This window comes from Candidatus Mycalebacterium sp. (assembly GCF_977828045.1).
Genome location: NZ_CDWCUL010000019.1, coordinates 1 through 15714, shown reverse-complemented (window position 1 = coordinate 15714; position 15714 = coordinate 1). Strand labels below are relative to the sequence as shown.

Below are 15714 nucleotides of genomic sequence, written 5' to 3'. Positions count from 1 at the left end.
TGCGCTCCGAAGTGAGCGGCTTGCCGTGTAAAAAAAGAACTCCATTTTTGCCGGTTTTGGAGCCGGAAATCATATCAATCGCGGTTTTCATCGCCGAAGCGGTGTCTTTGAGCGCGGAGCGAATAAGTGAAACTTCGCGCGGGGTTTTTCTCATTCTTTCCTCAAACAACATGTCCCCCTCGCAACACGAAACCTTTATGCGGTTTTTTTTGAGAGATTCGGCAAATGCCAGAGGGAAGGTTTTCTGGACCTCCACGCGCGAAATCCCTTGTTCCCGTAGGACAAGAGCGGCAACATCGGCAAGTGAGCGTTTCTTTGTCTCTCTGAGTTGCGTCGCGTAAGAGGAAAACGGCAACACGGTGGAAACCGCCGCATCCTTTCTGCCGCGCGCAAGTTCCAAATCGCTCAAAACCAGAAAACTGCGGTTTTTGTGCCTGATGAAAACAACCGGGTCGGGAACGAAAAACCCCCCGGTCGCGTAAAGGAGGTCGGGATTGTTCTCGCTTGAATCAATTATCAAAAACGCTTTTTCACTTTTCATTTCAGCAAATATACTGTGCGTCCGGAGTTTTGGCGATTGTCTTAAGGCACGCCCTGATGTATAATTTCCATGTCTGTGCAAAACAGACGGGAGGTTTGAATTGCTATGTTTGGGGTAACGGAACATGCTGCTACGGAGATTAAAAAACTGCTTTCAGCGGAAAGTATGCCTGAAGGTTTTCTCAGAGTGCGGGTTGTGCCGGGCGGATGCTCGGGATTTTCCTACGAAATGGGGTTTGATGACGAACTTGGAAACTCCGACAAGGTGTTTGAGAAGCAGGGCGTGAAAGTGGTCATTGACGGCATCAGTTTCCAATACCTTGAAGGCTCCAGCCTTGAATATCAGGGGGGGTTGAACGGAACCGGATTTTCAATAAGCAATCCAAATTCAAAGGGGTCGTGTGGTTGTGGCCAATCCTTCAACGTCTGACAGCAAAACAAAAAAAGTCCCCGACAATTCCGAAGCCCGCCTCAAGATTGTAAGTGAGAAGGCAAAGGGAGTTTCAAATCCGTCCAAAGCGGTTCAAGCGCATGAGGAAGCCAAGTCGCAGAATAGAATTAAGGCCCGCACTCTCATAGACCTTATCTATTCAGACTTTACCCCCTGGAATGAACTGGAGGGAATTTCAAAGCACGTTAAATCACCCACCGGAAGAAAGGTGGAAATAGAAGACGACCCTACAATTATCGCCGGAGTGGGAACCCTCAAAAAGAACGGTAAAAAGGTCGCAATCATCGCCCAGCAGACGCCTTCAAACGAGAAAGAGCGCACGGCGATGAACTACGGAATGGTCAAGGCGGACGGATACGCGATTTCAATCAATATGATGGAATACGCAGAGAAAAACGGAATTGTCCTCAACACCTTCATAGACACGGTCGGCGGAGACCCTTACGAGTATTCGGCGGAAAAATTGCAGTCATGGCTCATTTCGGAATGTCAGGCGAAGATGCTTTCGTTGGCAACCCGCTCGGTTTCAACAATCATCGGGCTCGGCGGAAGCGGCGGGGCAATCGCTCTTCAACTTGCCCATTGCAGGCTTATGCTCTCAAGAGCGGAGTTTTCCGTTATCACGCCCGAAGGGTGTTCGGCGATTCTGTTCAGAAGCCCGGATAAGGTCGCGGAAGCCCTTGAGGTTCTTCAGCCCACTGCGGAGCACATGCTGAAATACAAAATTATTGACGACATAATCAAGGAGCCCAAAGTCGGCGGCAAGAACTATACCGGCGAGGTGGTGAAAAATATTGAAGACCGGCTCGCAAAAGCGATTAAGGATATGGAGAAAAAAGACGTTGAAGAACTGAAAAACAGCCTCAGAGACAACATAAACATGTGCGGACGCATGGAGAAAAAATCCGGTTTTTACAGCGTCATCACCAGAAAAATCAAGTCGCTGCTACCCTCACGGCTCTCCTCTCCGAAAACCCCGGAAGTTTCGGCTATTCAGCTTGCCATTTACGGGGCGGAGCCATTTTTCTGCAACGACGAAAAGGATGCGGAAGGAAATATAGTCCGCGCCGGATGCCACAACCGCTACGCCCGGGAAGAGGTTGAGGAAAACCTGTTTTCGTGCCCTTACTGCAACAAGCCGGAATCTCTCGGCTCGGACGATTACATCAAATTCCTGTTTGATGAGGAAACCTTCCGCGAAATAAGCCCGGATTTGACCATTGAAGACATATCTCACGACTTCAAAATAGCGGACTACTCAAAAACGAGAAAAAAAATGGCGGAAAAAACTAATTCAAAAGATTCGCTTGTTGTGGGCTTCGGCGCGATATTCGGCCGTCCGGTCGGGGTTGCGATTTGTGATTTCCGCTTCATGGGCGGCTCAATGAGCGCGGTTTTCGGCGAAAAAATGCGCGTGATTGTTGACTACTGCATACAGAACAACCTCGACCTTGTCTCCATAACAACAAGCGGCGGCGCAAGAATGCAAGAGGGAACGGTCGCGCTTTACCAAATGGCGAAAACCATCTCCGCAATTCTGAAACTCAAAGAGTCCGGGCTTTCATACATATCAGTTCTCGCCCACCCGACAACAGGCGGCGCACTTGCCAGTTATGCGGTTCAGGGAGACTTTATAATCGCCGAACAAAAATCCATAATAGCTTTCGCCGGAGACAGGGTTGTGAAATTGACCAGCGGAGGCAGAGGCGTGAACCCCGAAACCATGACTCCGGATTTTTACTTGAAAAACGGCGGAATACACGCCTCGGTGCAAAGAGCGCAACTCAAACCGCTTCTCGCGGGTGCGCTCAGTTTGAGAAACAAAACCGATTATCCGGCCATTGAAGAGTTGTCATTGCCCGCAGAGTCGTCCGCCGAGCGGTAGGAACCGTCCAGAGTTTTCACCTTCTCAACCTCGCCGGGGGCGTCAATGATGTTTCCCTTCATGCACTGGTAAAGAAAGTTCGCGTTGTCTCTTGGGGCATCGCTTTTCAGGTGCGGCTTGAAAAAGACCTCTTTTGTGTGAACAAGCCCCGCTCTGTTGTAAGAGGCGAGTTCATACTCCATTCCCATTCTTAAAGCGTCGCACGGGCATGCTTCAACACAGAAACCGCAGAAAACGCAACGCATAAAATCTATGTTGTAAACGGACGGTCTGCGCTCAATGCCGTAGTCGTCTGCGGGTTCGCTGACTATTGAAATCGCCTGTGTGGGACAAGCCACTTCACACAGTTTGCAGGCAACGCACCGGATTTCGCCGTCATCATCTGCGGGCATTTCATGAAGTCCGCGGTAGTTCGGCGGAAGCTTCTTTATTTCATCGGGATAACTAACCGTTATTTTTGGGCGAAAAATGCTTCTCAAGGTTATAAAAAGCCCGGTGAAGATTTGCGGAAACTGCAGACGCTCAAAAAAACTGAGATCCGGCTGCCGGACAACTTTTACTTTTATCGCCATTACTCAAACGCAGACTATATCACATACGCCCCTGAAACAGGCGGGTTTAATATAAAAAAAAGAAGAAGACTCGCACGAAACGAATCTTCCTCTTTTTTATGTAGTTTTCCCTAACGGGAGAAACTTTCTTTTTTTCAGTCTACTTAGACGCCACCCGAAAGCGGTTTCCAAGTTCCGGAAAGAAGCATCATTCCCGGAATCAACAGGGTCAGGAACGCTTCAAGAATGAAGAGATACCCTACTGTGGTTCCGATGTTTTTGCCTTGAGCAAAGGCGAAGAAGCAAAGCAGAGTAAGCAAAGCCCAAGCAAAACAAAAGACGCCAAACATTCCGACTCCTGCGGGGTCCATGCTCGCGGGGAACACTTTAATGCCGTACCACACGAAAGTTATGGTCGCAAACAGACAATACCAGCCAAGTCCCTTGGCATCATGCCCGTGAACGAAAACCGCATATACCAACAGGTATATAAGAGCGAAAACCGAAACCAGGGCCGTAGCCGCAGTCACGCCTACAGCGTGCAACTTCCAAGCTGCTATCGCTATCAGAACGCCAACGCCGAGGTTAAGAACCCCAACTTCTTTCGCACCTGTCTTCCCAAGCAGGGTCATTCCGTTTGCAAAGAAAACAAACCCCACTAACAGGAGAACGTAACCTAACAGTCCTTCAACTACCATTTCTCCTTACCTCCTTAAGTAAGCTATGTGCTTTTCTAACAGAAAAAGCGAGTTTAAGTCAATAGTTTAATTTTTGAGAGCGGATGCTCGGAAACAAATCCGGTCAGCAACCGAGTTCGCGAGCTATTACAAGACGCTGAATCTCAGAAGTGCCTTCGGTGATGGACGACAGGCGCGCGTCACGGAAGAAGCGCTCGGCTTTGTATTCCACGCTGTATCCGTATCCGCCAAGCACCTGAATGGCTTCGCTTGAAACCCACTGGACCACTTCCGCAGAATACAGTTTCGCCATTGACGCCTCTTTGAGCACGGGTTTTTCATTGCTGTAAAGCCACGCGGCTTTATATACCAAATTGCGCGCCGCCTCTATCTTGACCGCCATTGTGGCGAGTTTGGAGCTGATTTCCTGATGCTTGGATATGGGCTTGCCAAATGTTTCCCTCTCTTTGGAATATTGCAGGGCGTATTCAAAAGCCGCCTGCGCAAGACCCACAGACTTTGCTGCGTGGGTTATGCGCGCGCCGAGCAGGGTTTCCATTGCAGAGCCGAAACCGCCCTCTCCCACGAGAAGGTTTTCTTCGGGAATTTCGCAGTTTTCAAAAATAAGCTCCGCCGTGTCGGCGGCCCGGTGCCCGAGTTTGTGTATTTTGTTGCTGACACTGAAGCCCGGAAAGTCCTTTTCTACGATAAATATGCTTATCCCCTCTCCTTTTTTTGTTTTATCCGTATAGGCGGCGACAATGGAAAAATCCGCCATGCTACCGTTTGTTATCCACGTTTTAGCGCCGTTGAGGATGTATTTGCCGCCCTCTTTGACCGCCTGAGACCTGATGCTCCGCGCGTCCGAACCGGCTCCGGGCTCGGTGAGCCCCAGCGCGCCTATTTTTTCGCCCTTCAGCCCCGGAACCAGATATTTCTGTTTCTGATCTTCAGTTCCGAACTTGTAAACCGGAAAGCAGGCGAGCCCGATGTGCGCGTTCACAGCCATCGCCGCCGCAGACCAGACTTTCCCCATCTCTTCGGCAAAAACGCAGTCGGTTATCTTGTCCATGGCAACCCCGCCGTATTCCTCGGGATACATAATCCCCAGAAATCCCATCTCGCCGAGCATCGGGAATATCTGTTCGGGAAACTTCTCCTCTTTTTCGTGCTCTTCAACCAGCGGCTCTATCTCATTTGTGCAGAAATCCGCCAGAGTTTCCTGAAAAAGTTTCTGTTCATCGCTGAGCTCAAAATCAAGCGCCATGTTCAACTCCTTTTTTACAGTGTGCGGCCGGAATGGCTCTCCCTCAAGTCGTGAAAAAACCGCCGTAACGTCTCCGAACACTGTTCTTCCAGAACCCCTCCCCTGTATCCGACCGTATGATTTGCCACGCCGTCCGTTCCGATTCCGTAGTTACTTTCAAGCGCGCCGCCAAGCGGGTCATACGCACCGAAAACCACCGTATCAATGCGTGAATTAACGACGGCGCCCATGCACATTATACACGGCTCAAGCGTAACATACAGAACGCAACCCTCCAGCCTCCAGCCTCCGGTTTTCTCCGCCGCGCGCCTGATGGCAAGCAGTTCGGCGTGCGCCGTGGGGTCGGCAAGCAACTCCCTTTCATTACCCGCCGAAGCAACAACACCGCCCTCCGCGTCCACTAAAACAGCTCCCACGGGCACTTCACCTCTGCCCGCGGCGGACTCCGCCTCACGGAGCGCGAGCCGCATAAAACCCCTGTCCGTGAAAGTTCCGCGGGAATTACTTTCTCGCGCTGAACTTGAGCCCCGCTTCATTTCTATCCCAGGTCTTGTCGGTTACCTCTTTTATTTCGGCAACCTTGACCTTCTGGGTCGCGGTTACCGGGAAACCTTCTTCATAGACCTCTATAAATCTCGGAACCATTGCGACCATAACCCTTTCCGCCATCCATTTACAAAAATCAACCGGGTCAAAGGTCTCGTCCTTTTTCAAAGTCAGGCATAGTTTAATCTCATCATCGGAAACATTGGGAAGCCGCAGGCCGACCGCAATCGCCTCCTGTATTGCCGCATACTGCATCGCTTCGTCCGCTACGGCAATCGGGTCAACATTCTCGCCTGAAACCCTGATTCTGCTATATCTGCCGGCGAAGTAGTATCTGCCGTCAATGCCTCTGGCAAAAAGGTCGTCCGAATTGAAAAAACCTTCGTCATCAAACGCCTCTATTGTGCGCCTCTCGTCTTTGAAGTATTCGTTCAAAGTGGTGTGGGTTACAAGCGGCTTAATGAAAAGCAACCCCTTCGCCTCGTCCGGCGGAGTGATGTCGTCAGACGGGTCCCAGAAGTATTTGACCGATTCGTCCGGGGTGTCCGGGTTTCTGAGTTCAACGTGGTATCCCTCCATCGGAAAACCGGAAGAACCGGGGCGGTGGTCTTCGGGGTCTTTCCAGAGAACCATTCCCATCTCGGTTGAGCCGTAGCCGTCTATGACCCTGACGTTGAATCTCTGCTGGAACTGGTCAAGATCGCGTGGAGCCGGGGAGCCGAGCATTATTCTTACTTTGTGCTTGGCATCCCATTCACTTTGCGGGGCGGACCAGAGATATTCGGCGACTGCGCCCAGCATGTTGACCGAAGTCGCGCCGCAGCCCGCCGCCCATTTCCAGAAATTGGAAGCCGAAAAACGCGGGAAAAACACCGCAGTCGCGCCCGCTCCCATCGCGCTGAACAGACACATAACCTGCGCGTTGGCATGACCAAGCGAAAGAATGCTCATGAGAACATCATCATTGCGGATTCCCTGCTGCTGTATGTATGAGCGAACCGTCATAACAACCCCGCCGTGGTCTCTGGCGACACCTTTGGGCATTCCGGTTGTGCCGGAGGTGAACATGCACCTTTCCATGTCTTCCACGGAAACCTTGACTCCGGGGTCTTTGGTGGCCGCGCCGTCAAAAACGGAAAACGGGTGAACCTTTGCTTTTCCTATCTTTGAGGGAAGTTTGTCGTCCCCTTCGGAAACGACAAAAATCGCTTCAAGATTTTCAAGACCGTCGGCGATTTCCTCAAGAAACGGAATGCTTCCACCGTCTGCCACGAGCACTTTCATTTCAGAGTAGTTGATGACATACGAAAGACGCTCGCCTTTTTCGTCCTTGTTTATGGGAACCTGAACGGCGCCCGCTTTGTGCGTGGCGATGATGGAAAGAACATATTCGGCGCAATTAAGCATATACATGCCGACCTTGTCGCCTTTTTTGATTTTGAAATCTTTGATGAGCCCGTTGGAGACTTTGTTCGCAAGCTCGTTGGTCTCTTTGTATGTGAAACTTTTAACGACGTTGCCGTCTCTGTCGCCGACTTTGAACATATCCTTGTCGGGAAACTCTTTGGCTCCATTCTCAAGATTTTTCGTAACGGGTTGCCACTGTGTTGTGTCGTCAAAGGTGCCAAAAGGCAAATCGCCGCCGCCAACATACTGTTTGTCGCGTGGTTTGAATAAAAGTCGCATAGCCGCAAATCCTCCTGTAGTTTTTTTGTCAGATGTTGTAGAGAAACAGGCGTCTGAATCTCCAAGCCACGGCGGGAAAAATATACAATTTGAAAATCAATTTCAACAAAATGTGCGCCGCGCCGTTCTTCCCATTTGAAAAACCCCGTTTATACTCCCGAACCGGAAGGTTCACACTTTCCATACCTGTTAGAAGATGTTCTTCACGGACTCATTGATTTTTGAAGTGGTGCTGCTCATCGCGGGCATTGCGGGCGTGTGGGTCGGTGCGAATGCGGCGGTTGAAGGCGCTTCGCTTTTCTCACGAAAACTGGGCATAAGCCCGGTCGTGTCCGGGCTGACCGTCATAGCAATCGGCACCTCTCTGCCTGAACTTCTGATATGCCTCATCGCCGCGTTCAAGGGCTCGGCGGACATAGCAACCGGAAACATCATCGGCAGCAACATTTCAAACATCGGCCTTATAATGGGAATAATCGCGGCTCTTTCTCCAATCCGGATTCATCAAGGGCTCAGGGCGGAAACAATCTCGGCGTTTGTTTTTCTGGTTATTCTGATTTTCCTCTTCAGAGACGGCACTTTCGGCAGAGGGGAGGGCGGCGCGGTGTTCGCGCTTCTTGTGCCTCTTGTCGTATATCTGTATGTGAGGCGGGCGGGGAAAACCGGCGGCGCTCCCGTGCCCGAAAAATCTCAGAGCCGCGAAACCGGGTTTATTCTGTTCATCACCGCTGCCGGGCTTGCCGCGCTTGCGATTGGAAGCGATCTGGTTGTTAAGGGTGCGAGCGGAATCGGTTTCAGAGCCGGAGTGCCGGAAGTTACAATTGGCGCGAGCGCGGTCGCGGTAGGCACCTCTTTGCCGGAACTCGCCGCGTCTCTCGCGGCTATCGCACGGCGCGAACACTCAATTGCGGTTGGCAATCTGGTCGGCAGCAATCTGTTCAACATAGTCATTCTGGGACTGACCGCGTCAATCCTGCCGCTTCCCATCAGCCCGGACATAACGGGCTTTCAACTGCCTTTCGCCATTGCGATAAGCGCGCTTGCCGTGCCGTTCATGAAAAAAGACACGTCAATCGGAAGGGGAGCGGGAGTTTCCCTGCTCCTCCTCTACGGTTTTTTCCTTTACCGGATTTTCTGAAAAACGGACGCGAAAACTACTTGTCGTAGGACATTACTCTTCTGCTGACCAGACAACCGTTTCCGTTGTTGATGCTCGTCAGATAGTAGAAAGAGAACACCCCGTCTCCGCCTTTGTTTTCCATTAGGGTTATTTCCGGAGCGAGAGGCAACGCCTCAAACTTCTGCTTTGAAAGATCAAGCGACCATACTTCGCAACTTTTTCTTTCCGAAGCGAAGGTCTCATTGATTTGAACGTCGCACTTGGTGTTTTTTCTGCTCATATCAGACCTTGTGGCAACAATGCTCAAGTGAGCAAGACCCACATCGCTGTAGTCTCTGAAAGCCATTGAAAAGAAAGGCCGTTTGTCAACGTTTCTCTTGCCGCCGGGAGCCACAAAATCGTGGCTTACGTGGGGCTGACCCTCCAGAAAAATAGCGGTGTTTTCCCGAATCTTTTTGGCACAGGTTTTTATTCCGCTCGCTTCCGCGTTATCGGCAGGCTGGGTGGCTTGTACGCTCTGAGACATGGACAAAACGACAAGGACGAAAAACGAAAAAAGAACTCTTCTCATTGAAACACTCCTCCAAAAAATGCTGATTAAGGTCAAATATAGCACAAAGAAATTGAAAGTAAAAATTATTTTCTCGTCTTCATACTCAATCCAGACTTGTTTCTGTCCCACGTGTCGCCTTCAAGCAGTTTCAGAGAGCCCAGATTGATTTTCTGGGTTGAAGTGAGCGGAAACTGCCCGTATATCTGAATAAACCTCGGAACCATGGAGACCGGCTCGCGCTCCGCCATCCACTTGCAGAACGCAACCTCATCAAAATCCGCACCCGTGTTCAAAACGATGTTCAGTTTGATTTCGTCATCGGAAATGTCGGGCAGACGCACTCCGAGCGCGATTGCCTGACTCACCGCCTCATGTTTGAGGGCGGTGTTCGCCACGGCGTTGGGGTCAACGTTTTCGCCCGAAACCCTGATTCTGCTATATCTGCCCTGAAAATAGTATCTGCCGTCCACCCCTCTGGCGAAAAGGTCGTCCGAATTGAAAAAACCTTCGCCATCAAACGCCTGCCGTGTCCTTTCGGGGTCTTTGAAATACTCGTTGAGCGTTGTGTCCGGTATGAGCGGGCGTATGAAAAGCAGCCCCACGCATTGCGGCGGCGCAGAGCAATGCTCCGCCGTGTCCCACTCGTCCTGAATAACCCTGTCCGTGTCTTCGGGGTCTCTTATCTCCACATGGTAGCCTTGAGTAACGAATCCCGAAGAACCGGGGCGGAAATCCTCCGCATACTGCCAAAGCACCATTCCCATCTCGGTTGAGCCGTAGCCCTCAACAACCCGCACACGGAACCGCTTCTCAAACTCCGTGCGGTTTTTCGGCGCGGGACCGGCAAGAACGGTTCTGACCGAGTGTTTTTTGTCGTGTTCGGACAGAGCCGAAGCCCATAAATATTCGGGAACCGAGCCCAGCATGTTGGTAACGGTAGCCCCGCAAGCCGCCGCCCATTTCCAGAAGCCGGAAGCGGAAAAACGGGGAAATATGATGCAACGCGCTCCCGCCGCTATGGAGGCGAAAAGACACATCACCTGCGCGTTTGCGTGAGCAAGAGACAGCACGGTCATAAGCGCGTCTTCGCTGCGGATTCCCTGATGTTCAAGGTAGGCGCGCACGGTCAGCACAACACCGCTGTGATTTCTGGAAACACCCTTGGGCATTCCCGTTGTGCCGGAGGTGAACATACACCTTTCGGCGTCAGAAACGGAAACATCAATATCGGGATTTTCAGGCGAAAAATCGTCAAAAAATGAAAATGGTAAAACCTTCGCCCGCCCGAGTTTTTCGGGAAGCTTCTCTTTTCCGCCGCCCGCAACAAAAACATACTCCAGATTTTCAAGTCCGCCCTCAATCCCGCCGAGCAACGGCAGGCTCTCCTCATCGGTCATAAGAACGCGCTGCCCGGAGTAGTTGAGAATGTAGGCGAGCCGCTCGCCTTTTTCGTCCTTGTTGATGGGAACCTGAACCGCCCCGGATTTGTGTATGGCGAGGATTGAAAGCACAAACTCGGCGCGGTTGAGCATATAAATCCCGACCGTTTCGCCTTTTTTGACGCCCACAACAACAAGGGCGTTGGAGATTGTGTTCACGGCGCCGTTCGCCGAAGCGTATGTGTATTCTGAAACCGCTTTGCCGTCAGTATCGCCCACGGTAAAAAGCGGTTTATCGGGAAACTTCCGCGCCCCTTCCTCCAGATAGCGGAAAATGGGAACCCATTTTCCCGTGTCGTCAAAAGTGCCGTGCGGCAAATTGCCGCGTCCGACATATTCTTCATCACGCGGTCTGAAAAGAAGTTTCATTTTTTACCCCTCTATAAAGTTTTTCAAAAGCTCTTTGCCGTGTTCGGTCAGGATTGATTCGGGATGAAACTGAACACCCCTTCAAGCCGCCCGGAGCCCGAAAAATGCTTGTGTTTTATTCCCATAATCTCATCGGTATCAGTCCACGCCGTAACCTCAAAATCTTCGGGCAAAGTGCCGGGCGCGACAATCAGCGAGTGATACCGCGTGGCGTTGAACGGGGTCGGCAGATCCTTAAAAACCCCCGCGCCGGTGTGGTGAATTTCGGAGGTCTTTCCGTGCAGAAGCCGCGTCCGCACGGACAATATCCGCCCCGAAAGCGTGTGCGATTGCCTGATGACCGAGGCAGACGCCGAGAATCGGCGTTTTTCCGGCAAATTTTTTAACAATTTCAACCGAAACGCCCGATTTTTCGGGTGAACACGGGCCCGGCGAAATCACAATCATTTCGGGGGAAAGTTTTTCAATCCCGTCCGGCGATATTTCGTCATTGCGGTGGGTGGAAACCTCTTTTCCAAGTTCCTCAAAATAATGAACAAGGTTGTAAGTGAACGAATCGTAGTTGTCTATCATTAATATCATCGGCGGAAATTATACACGAAGGTGTGCGCTCCCCCGTATCTCGCGCGTGTTTGAAATCTCAAACCCACCCTAATATAATACCGCAATCAAGGCTCGGCGCCTTGCCGTGAACTGCGTGTTTTCGTGCAAAAGCGCGCGAGATGGAGGAAAAATGAAAAGTGTAAGTATTCTTTTCTTGGCATTGCTGACCGTTGGTTGTGGAATGACGGCGGCGCAGCACTCACGCAGTCTTGGAAGTTCGCAAGAACGGGAAATGACTGTGGGAATTGTCCAAAAAGACATTAAAGAAGGAATGAACCAGGCCGATGTTGCCCAATCTCTTGGTTCCCCGAACATAGTAACCCGTGACTCGGGAGGTTCTGAGACCTGGATATACGACAAAATAGCAAGCGAGGCTTCTTACTCTGAAAGCAGTAGCGGGGTCCGGTCTTGTTCTTTCTCTCTTGTTGTGGGGAAGCGACAAAAGTGCGGGCGCTTCTTCGTCCACACAGAAAACCTTGACAGTTATTATCAAGTTTGATGACCAAAAGAGGGTGAGTTCTTTTTCTTACCATTCAAGCAAATTTTAATCTTTGGAGAAATATTGATATGAAAAAACATCTTGCTTTAATTTTCACTTTTTCTCTTATCCCGCTTATCAGCGGTTGTATTGTAGCGACAGGGGGGCCGCCCAAAATGACGCAATTGCAAATACGGCAAATGCAGACCAAAGAATATGAAGCCCCCAAAGAAATTGTTATGGAAGCGTCTCTCGGTTTTCTTCAAGATGAGGGTTACATAATCAAAAAATGCCAATGATAAGCTGGGCATTATCCACGGCACCAAAGAAATTGATGTGGAATCAGGATGGAACAAGTTTTTTGGAGCGCTTGGAAAAGGAGTTGGCGGGGGTAACGATGCCGTATGGGACAAAAACAGCGTGCATGAAATTTCCGTCAATATCAGAGGTTTTGGAACAAAATCAAAAGTAAGAGTAATTTCTCAAGTTAAAATCTATGATACCAAAGGCGGTGTCTCAAAGGTTGAACAAATAACAGATGCGGAATTCTATAAAAACATCTTCTCAATCATCGACAAAGGGGTGTTTTTACACAAAGAAGGACTCTGATATTCGCGTTTACTTTTTCTTATTTCCTACTTTTCCCGCGCCTTTTCAAGCGCTTTCAAAAGCCCTTTGGCTTTGTTGACGGTTTCCTCGTATTCGCGCGCGGGGTCTGAATCCGCCACAATTCCCGCGCCCGCCTGAACGTGGATTTTACCGTCTTTTATGAGAAAAGTTCTGATGGTTATGCAGGTGTCCATATCACCTGAAAAACTCATATACCCCACCGCCCCTCCGTAGGGACCGCGCATATCCGGTCTCTATCTCCTCTATTATTTCCATCGCCCGCACCTTGGGCGCGCCCGACAGCGTTCCGCACGGAAAAGTCGCTTTCACAACATCAATAACATCGGTTCCTTCGGTCATTTCACCTTTGATGTTTGAAACTATGTGCATCACATGCGAATACCGCTCAACATTCATAAAAGAGTCCACACGCACGGTTCCGGGCTTTCGCTATTCTCCCCAAATCGTTTCGCGCCAAATCAACAAGCATTATGTGCTCCGCCCTTTCTTTCTCATCGGAAAGCAGCTCTTTTTCAAGCGCGAGATCTTCCTTTTCATCCGCGCCCCTCGGCCTTGTGCCCGCAATCGGACGGCTTTCAACCACTCCGTCCTCCACGCGCGCCATCACTTCGGGAGATGAGCCGACAAGCGTCTGGTCGGGCATTTTGAGAAAAAACATATACGGAGACGGATTGAGAACCCGCAACGCCTTGTAAAGACTGAACGGTTCCACATCCAAATCGGCGCTCCACCTCTGCGAAATCACGGCTTGAATTATGTCGCCGTCTTTTATGTATTCCTTCACCCTGTTTACCGAGTTTTCAAAATCGTCCCTCTCAAAATTGGACACAAGACCGCCCCCGGAACGCGGAGCGGTAAACTCCGGCGGCTTGACGGCGGGAGATGAAATCGCATTTTTCAACCGCTCTATTTCACGCACGGCGGAATCGTAAACCGCGCGCGCGTCCGCTTCTTCGGGGCAGTAGGCGCAGACAACCGTTTTCACATCATTTTTTACATTGTCAAAGATGAGAACGGCGGGCGCTATCATAAAATAAAAATCCCAGACGCCGAGCACATCCGGGCTGTTTCGCGGCAACTTTTCAACAAAGCGACACCGCATCGTAACCCATATATCCCACTGCGCCGCCGGCAAAACGCTGCAACGCGGAGTCTTCAACAAACTTGTATCGCCCGAGCAAAGCCCTCAAACGCCCAAACGGGTCGCCGGTTTCCCGCGAGACCGTGCCGTTTTCCTCTATCTCAATTTTGTCGCCCCTGGCCCTGAAAACGCAGTCCGCGCCGGAGCCGAGAAAACTGTATCTCGCCCACTTGTCTCCCCCTTCAACGCTTTCAAAAAGGAATGAATGTCCGCCCTCGTCAATTTTGGCAAAAGCCGAAACGGGAGTATTGCCGCTTGCGGGAACTTCATCCCAGACGGGAATAACGTTTCCGGATTTCAGTTTTTTTCTGAATTCTGTGAAAGAGGGAGTAATCACAATGGGCTAATGGTAAAAAGTGGTAGAATAAAGTCAACTGCAGCGCATCCTGCGAGGCAAAATTTGTGAGCACAAAAAACTCCGAAAACATTTTCCGCGAATACGACATCAGGGGTGTGGTCGGCGCCGGTATGGATGAAGAGCGCGTTTTCGCCATCGGAGCGGCATACGGGGAAAAAGCAAAAGATTTCGGAGCAAAAACGGTTTCGGTCGGGCGGGACTGCCGTCTGAGTTCAGAGGAATTTGCCGCCGCGCTTACAAGCGGCATAACGGGGCGTGGCGTGAATGTTACGGACATCGGTCTTGTTTCAACGCCGATGCTCTATTTTTCCGTATTCAATCTCACGCCGGACGGCGGAGTGATTGTAACCGCGAGCCATAACCCGCCCGAATACAACGGGCTCAAGCTGTGCATGGGCAAACAGGCGATGTTCGGCGATGAAATCAAATCGCTCGCTCGCGCTCCCGAAGCAAAAAGCAAACGCGCGCGCGGAAAAATCACAAAAACCGATATTACGGAAAACTACGCTGATTTTCTCTGCGGCGGCGTTAAGGTGGAAAGCGGAATGAGTTTCGCTTATGACTGCGGAAACGGGGCGGGCGGAATCGCCGCACCTATGGTGTTCGAAAAACTGGGGCTCAAAGCGGACGGGCTTTTCACCGAGCCGGACGGAAATTTCCCAAACCACCATCCCGACCCTTCGCTTGAAGAAAACCTTGCCGACCTGATCAAGAAAGTGCGGAGCGAAAAACCCTGCTTGGAATGGCTTTTGACGGAGACGCCGACAGGCTCGCCATTGTGGACGAAAACGGAGCCGTTGTGCGCGGCGACATGCTTGCGCTTATTTTCGCCCTTGATATCGCCTGCTCAAAAGCCGGCGCGAAAATCATCGGCGATGTCAAGTGCTCAAAACTGCTTTTTGAACTCAGCGAGAAAGCCGGCGCGAAAACGATTATGTGGAAAACCGGACACTCCGTTATGAAAAGAAAACTCGCCGAGGAAAAAGCTGACTTCGGCGGAGAGATGAGCGGACACCTGTTTTTTGGCGGCGAACGGTTTGGCGGATATGACGACGCGCTTTATGCGGGCTTGCGGCTTCTGGAAATCGTTTCAAAAACCGGCGAAGAGGTTTCCGGGCTGCTTGACGGCGTGCCGGAACTTTTCTCAACGCCGGAGATCCGGCTTGACTGCCCGGACGACATAAAATTCACTGCGGTGCAAAATGCGAAAGCGCGATAGCGGAAAAATTCCCCGAAGCAAAAATCATAGACATTGACGGCGCGAGGGTGGAGTTTGAAGACGGCTGGGGGCTTGTGCGCGCCTCAAACACACAGCCCGCGCTTGTGTTGCGGTTTGAAGCGGAAAGCGAAAAACGGCTCGGTGAGATAAGGGAGGGACTTGAAACAATCATCGCCGGAGCCGTGAAAACTTCCGGAGCCA

At 51.0% G+C, this 15714-nt stretch carries 14 protein-coding genes and 4 pseudogenes; 8 read left to right on the top strand and 10 right to left on the bottom strand.

Features of this window, described 5'->3' with window-relative positions; genetic code table 11:
* Window positions 1-541 (bottom strand): annotated as a pseudogene (locus ACY430_RS06125) (hypothetical protein); the annotation flags it as partial.
* A gap of 105 nt (window positions 542-646) precedes the next feature.
* Between ACY430_RS06125 and erpA the strand changes: the two are divergent.
* Window positions 647-970 carry an iron-sulfur cluster insertion protein ErpA gene (gene erpA / locus ACY430_RS06120; protein WP_462138008.1) on the top strand — a complete coding sequence of 108 codons (324 nt, stop codon included), beginning with the start codon at window positions 647-649 and terminating at the stop codon, window positions 968-970.
* A complete protein-coding gene (locus ACY430_RS06115; protein ID WP_462138007.1) occupies window positions 948-2876 on the top strand; it encodes a carboxyl transferase domain-containing protein in 1929 nt (642 codons plus the stop codon). Before erpA ends, ACY430_RS06115 begins: the two co-directional genes overlap by 23 nt.
* On the opposite strand, the gene ACY430_RS06110 is transcribed toward ACY430_RS06115, so the two are convergent.
* The 5 genes from ACY430_RS06110 to ACY430_RS06090 form a co-directional block, all read right to left on the bottom strand.
* On the bottom strand, window positions 2822-3448 hold the full coding sequence (locus ACY430_RS06110; RefSeq protein ID WP_462138006.1) for a NuoI/complex I 23 kDa subunit family protein: 627 nt from the start codon (window positions 3446-3448) through the stop codon (window positions 2822-2824). The genes ACY430_RS06115 and ACY430_RS06110 overlap by 55 nt on opposite strands.
* A 143-nt stretch (window positions 3449-3591) precedes the next feature.
* The gene (locus ACY430_RS06105) at window positions 3592-4125 is read right to left on the bottom strand and encodes an AmiS/UreI family transporter (RefSeq protein WP_462138005.1); all 534 of its coding nucleotides are present in this window, start codon (window positions 4123-4125) and stop codon (window positions 3592-3594) included.
* A 103-nt stretch (window positions 4126-4228) separates the two neighbouring features.
* Window positions 4229-5371 (bottom strand): acyl-CoA dehydrogenase family protein, encoded by a 1143-nt coding sequence (locus ACY430_RS06100; RefSeq protein WP_462138004.1) that lies wholly within the window; start codon window positions 5369-5371, stop codon window positions 4229-4231.
* 14 nt (window positions 5372-5385) lie between these two features.
* Window positions 5386-5841: a nucleoside deaminase gene (locus tag ACY430_RS06095; protein ID WP_462138003.1), complete on the bottom strand. Its 456-nt coding sequence runs from the start codon at window positions 5839-5841 to the stop codon at window positions 5386-5388.
* A gap of 31 nt (window positions 5842-5872) precedes the next feature.
* The gene (locus ACY430_RS06090) at window positions 5873-7603 is read right to left on the bottom strand and encodes an AMP-binding protein (RefSeq protein WP_462138002.1); all 1731 of its coding nucleotides are present in this window, start codon (window positions 7601-7603) and stop codon (window positions 5873-5875) included.
* Between the two features lie 196 nt (window positions 7604-7799).
* On the opposite strand from ACY430_RS06090, the gene ACY430_RS06085 reads away from it, so the two are divergent.
* Window positions 7800-8741: a calcium/sodium antiporter gene (locus tag ACY430_RS06085; protein WP_462138001.1), complete on the top strand. Its 942-nt coding sequence runs from the start codon at window positions 7800-7802 to the stop codon at window positions 8739-8741.
* A 16-nt stretch (window positions 8742-8757) separates the two neighbouring features.
* On the opposite strand, the gene ACY430_RS06080 is transcribed toward ACY430_RS06085, so the two are convergent.
* The 3 genes and pseudogenes from ACY430_RS06080 to ACY430_RS06070 all read right to left on the bottom strand — a co-directional run bounded on the left by ACY430_RS06080 (window position 8758) and on the right by ACY430_RS06070 (window position 11666).
* The gene (locus tag ACY430_RS06080) at window positions 8758-9294 is read right to left on the bottom strand and encodes a hypothetical protein (protein ID WP_462138000.1); all 537 of its coding nucleotides are present in this window, start codon (window positions 9292-9294) and stop codon (window positions 8758-8760) included.
* A 65-nt stretch (window positions 9295-9359) separates the two neighbouring features.
* Window positions 9360-11084 (bottom strand): AMP-binding protein, encoded by a 1725-nt coding sequence (locus tag ACY430_RS06075; protein WP_462137999.1) that lies wholly within the window; start codon window positions 11082-11084, stop codon window positions 9360-9362.
* Window positions 11085-11087: 3 nt separating this feature from the next.
* Window positions 11088-11666: pseudogene (locus ACY430_RS06070) on the bottom strand (anthranilate synthase component II).
* Between the two features lie 675 nt (window positions 11667-12341).
* Here ACY430_RS06070 and ACY430_RS06065 point away from each other — a divergent pair.
* Window positions 12342-12464: a hypothetical protein gene (locus tag ACY430_RS06065; protein WP_462137998.1), complete on the top strand. Its 123-nt coding sequence runs from the start codon at window positions 12342-12344 to the stop codon at window positions 12462-12464.
* 37 nt (window positions 12465-12501) lie between these two features.
* On the top strand, window positions 12502-12774 hold the full coding sequence (locus tag ACY430_RS06060) for a hypothetical protein (protein ID WP_462137997.1): 273 nt from the start codon (window positions 12502-12504) through the stop codon (window positions 12772-12774).
* A gap of 26 nt (window positions 12775-12800) precedes the next feature.
* Here the strand turns inward: ACY430_RS06060 and trpE are convergent.
* Window positions 12801-14273 (bottom strand): annotated as a pseudogene (gene trpE, locus ACY430_RS06055) (anthranilate synthase component I).
* A gap of 65 nt (window positions 14274-14338) precedes the next feature.
* On the opposite strand from trpE, the gene ACY430_RS06050 reads away from it, so the two are divergent.
* From ACY430_RS06050 to ACY430_RS06040, 3 genes and pseudogenes are all read left to right on the top strand, one after another.
* Window positions 14339-15256 (top strand): phosphohexomutase domain-containing protein, encoded by a 918-nt coding sequence (locus tag ACY430_RS06050; protein ID WP_462137996.1) that lies wholly within the window; start codon window positions 14339-14341, stop codon window positions 15254-15256.
* Entirely contained in the window at window positions 15160-15513 is a 354-nt protein-coding gene (locus ACY430_RS06045) for a hypothetical protein (protein WP_462138009.1), read from the top strand. Before ACY430_RS06050 ends, ACY430_RS06045 begins: the two co-directional genes overlap by 97 nt.
* A 47-nt stretch (window positions 15514-15560) precedes the next feature.
* Window positions 15561-15714 (top strand): annotated as a pseudogene (locus tag ACY430_RS06040) (phosphomannomutase); the annotation flags it as partial.

Bases quoted from the DNA above. Each gene is read 5' to 3' on its own strand.
- ACY430_RS06090 (WP_462138002.1), bottom strand. From the start codon at position 7,603: ATGCGACTTTTATTCAAACCACGCGACAAACAGTATGTTGGCGGCGGC.
- ACY430_RS06095 (WP_462138003.1), bottom strand. From the start codon at position 5,841: ATGCGGCTCGCGCTCCGTGAGGCGGAGTCCGCCGCGGGCAGAGGTGAA.
- ACY430_RS06075 (WP_462137999.1), bottom strand. From the start codon at position 11,084: ATGAAACTTCTTTTCAGACCGCGTGATGAAGAATATGTCGGACGCGGC.
- erpA (WP_462138008.1), top strand. From the start codon at position 647: ATGTTTGGGGTAACGGAACATGCTGCTACGGAGATTAAAAAACTGCTT.
- ACY430_RS06105 (WP_462138005.1), bottom strand. From the start codon at position 4,125: ATGGTAGTTGAAGGACTGTTAGGTTACGTTCTCCTGTTAGTGGGGTTT.
- ACY430_RS06080 (WP_462138000.1), bottom strand. From the start codon at position 9,294: ATGAGAAGAGTTCTTTTTTCGTTTTTCGTCCTTGTCGTTTTGTCCATG.
- ACY430_RS06100 (WP_462138004.1), bottom strand. From the start codon at position 5,371: ATGGCGCTTGATTTTGAGCTCAGCGATGAACAGAAACTTTTTCAGGAA.
- ACY430_RS06085 (WP_462138001.1), top strand. From the start codon at position 7,800: ATGTTCTTCACGGACTCATTGATTTTTGAAGTGGTGCTGCTCATCGCG.
- ACY430_RS06110 (WP_462138006.1), bottom strand. From the start codon at position 3,448: ATGGCGATAAAAGTAAAAGTTGTCCGGCAGCCGGATCTCAGTTTTTTT.
- ACY430_RS06065 (WP_462137998.1), top strand. From the start codon at position 12,342: ATGACGCAATTGCAAATACGGCAAATGCAGACCAAAGAATATGAAGCC.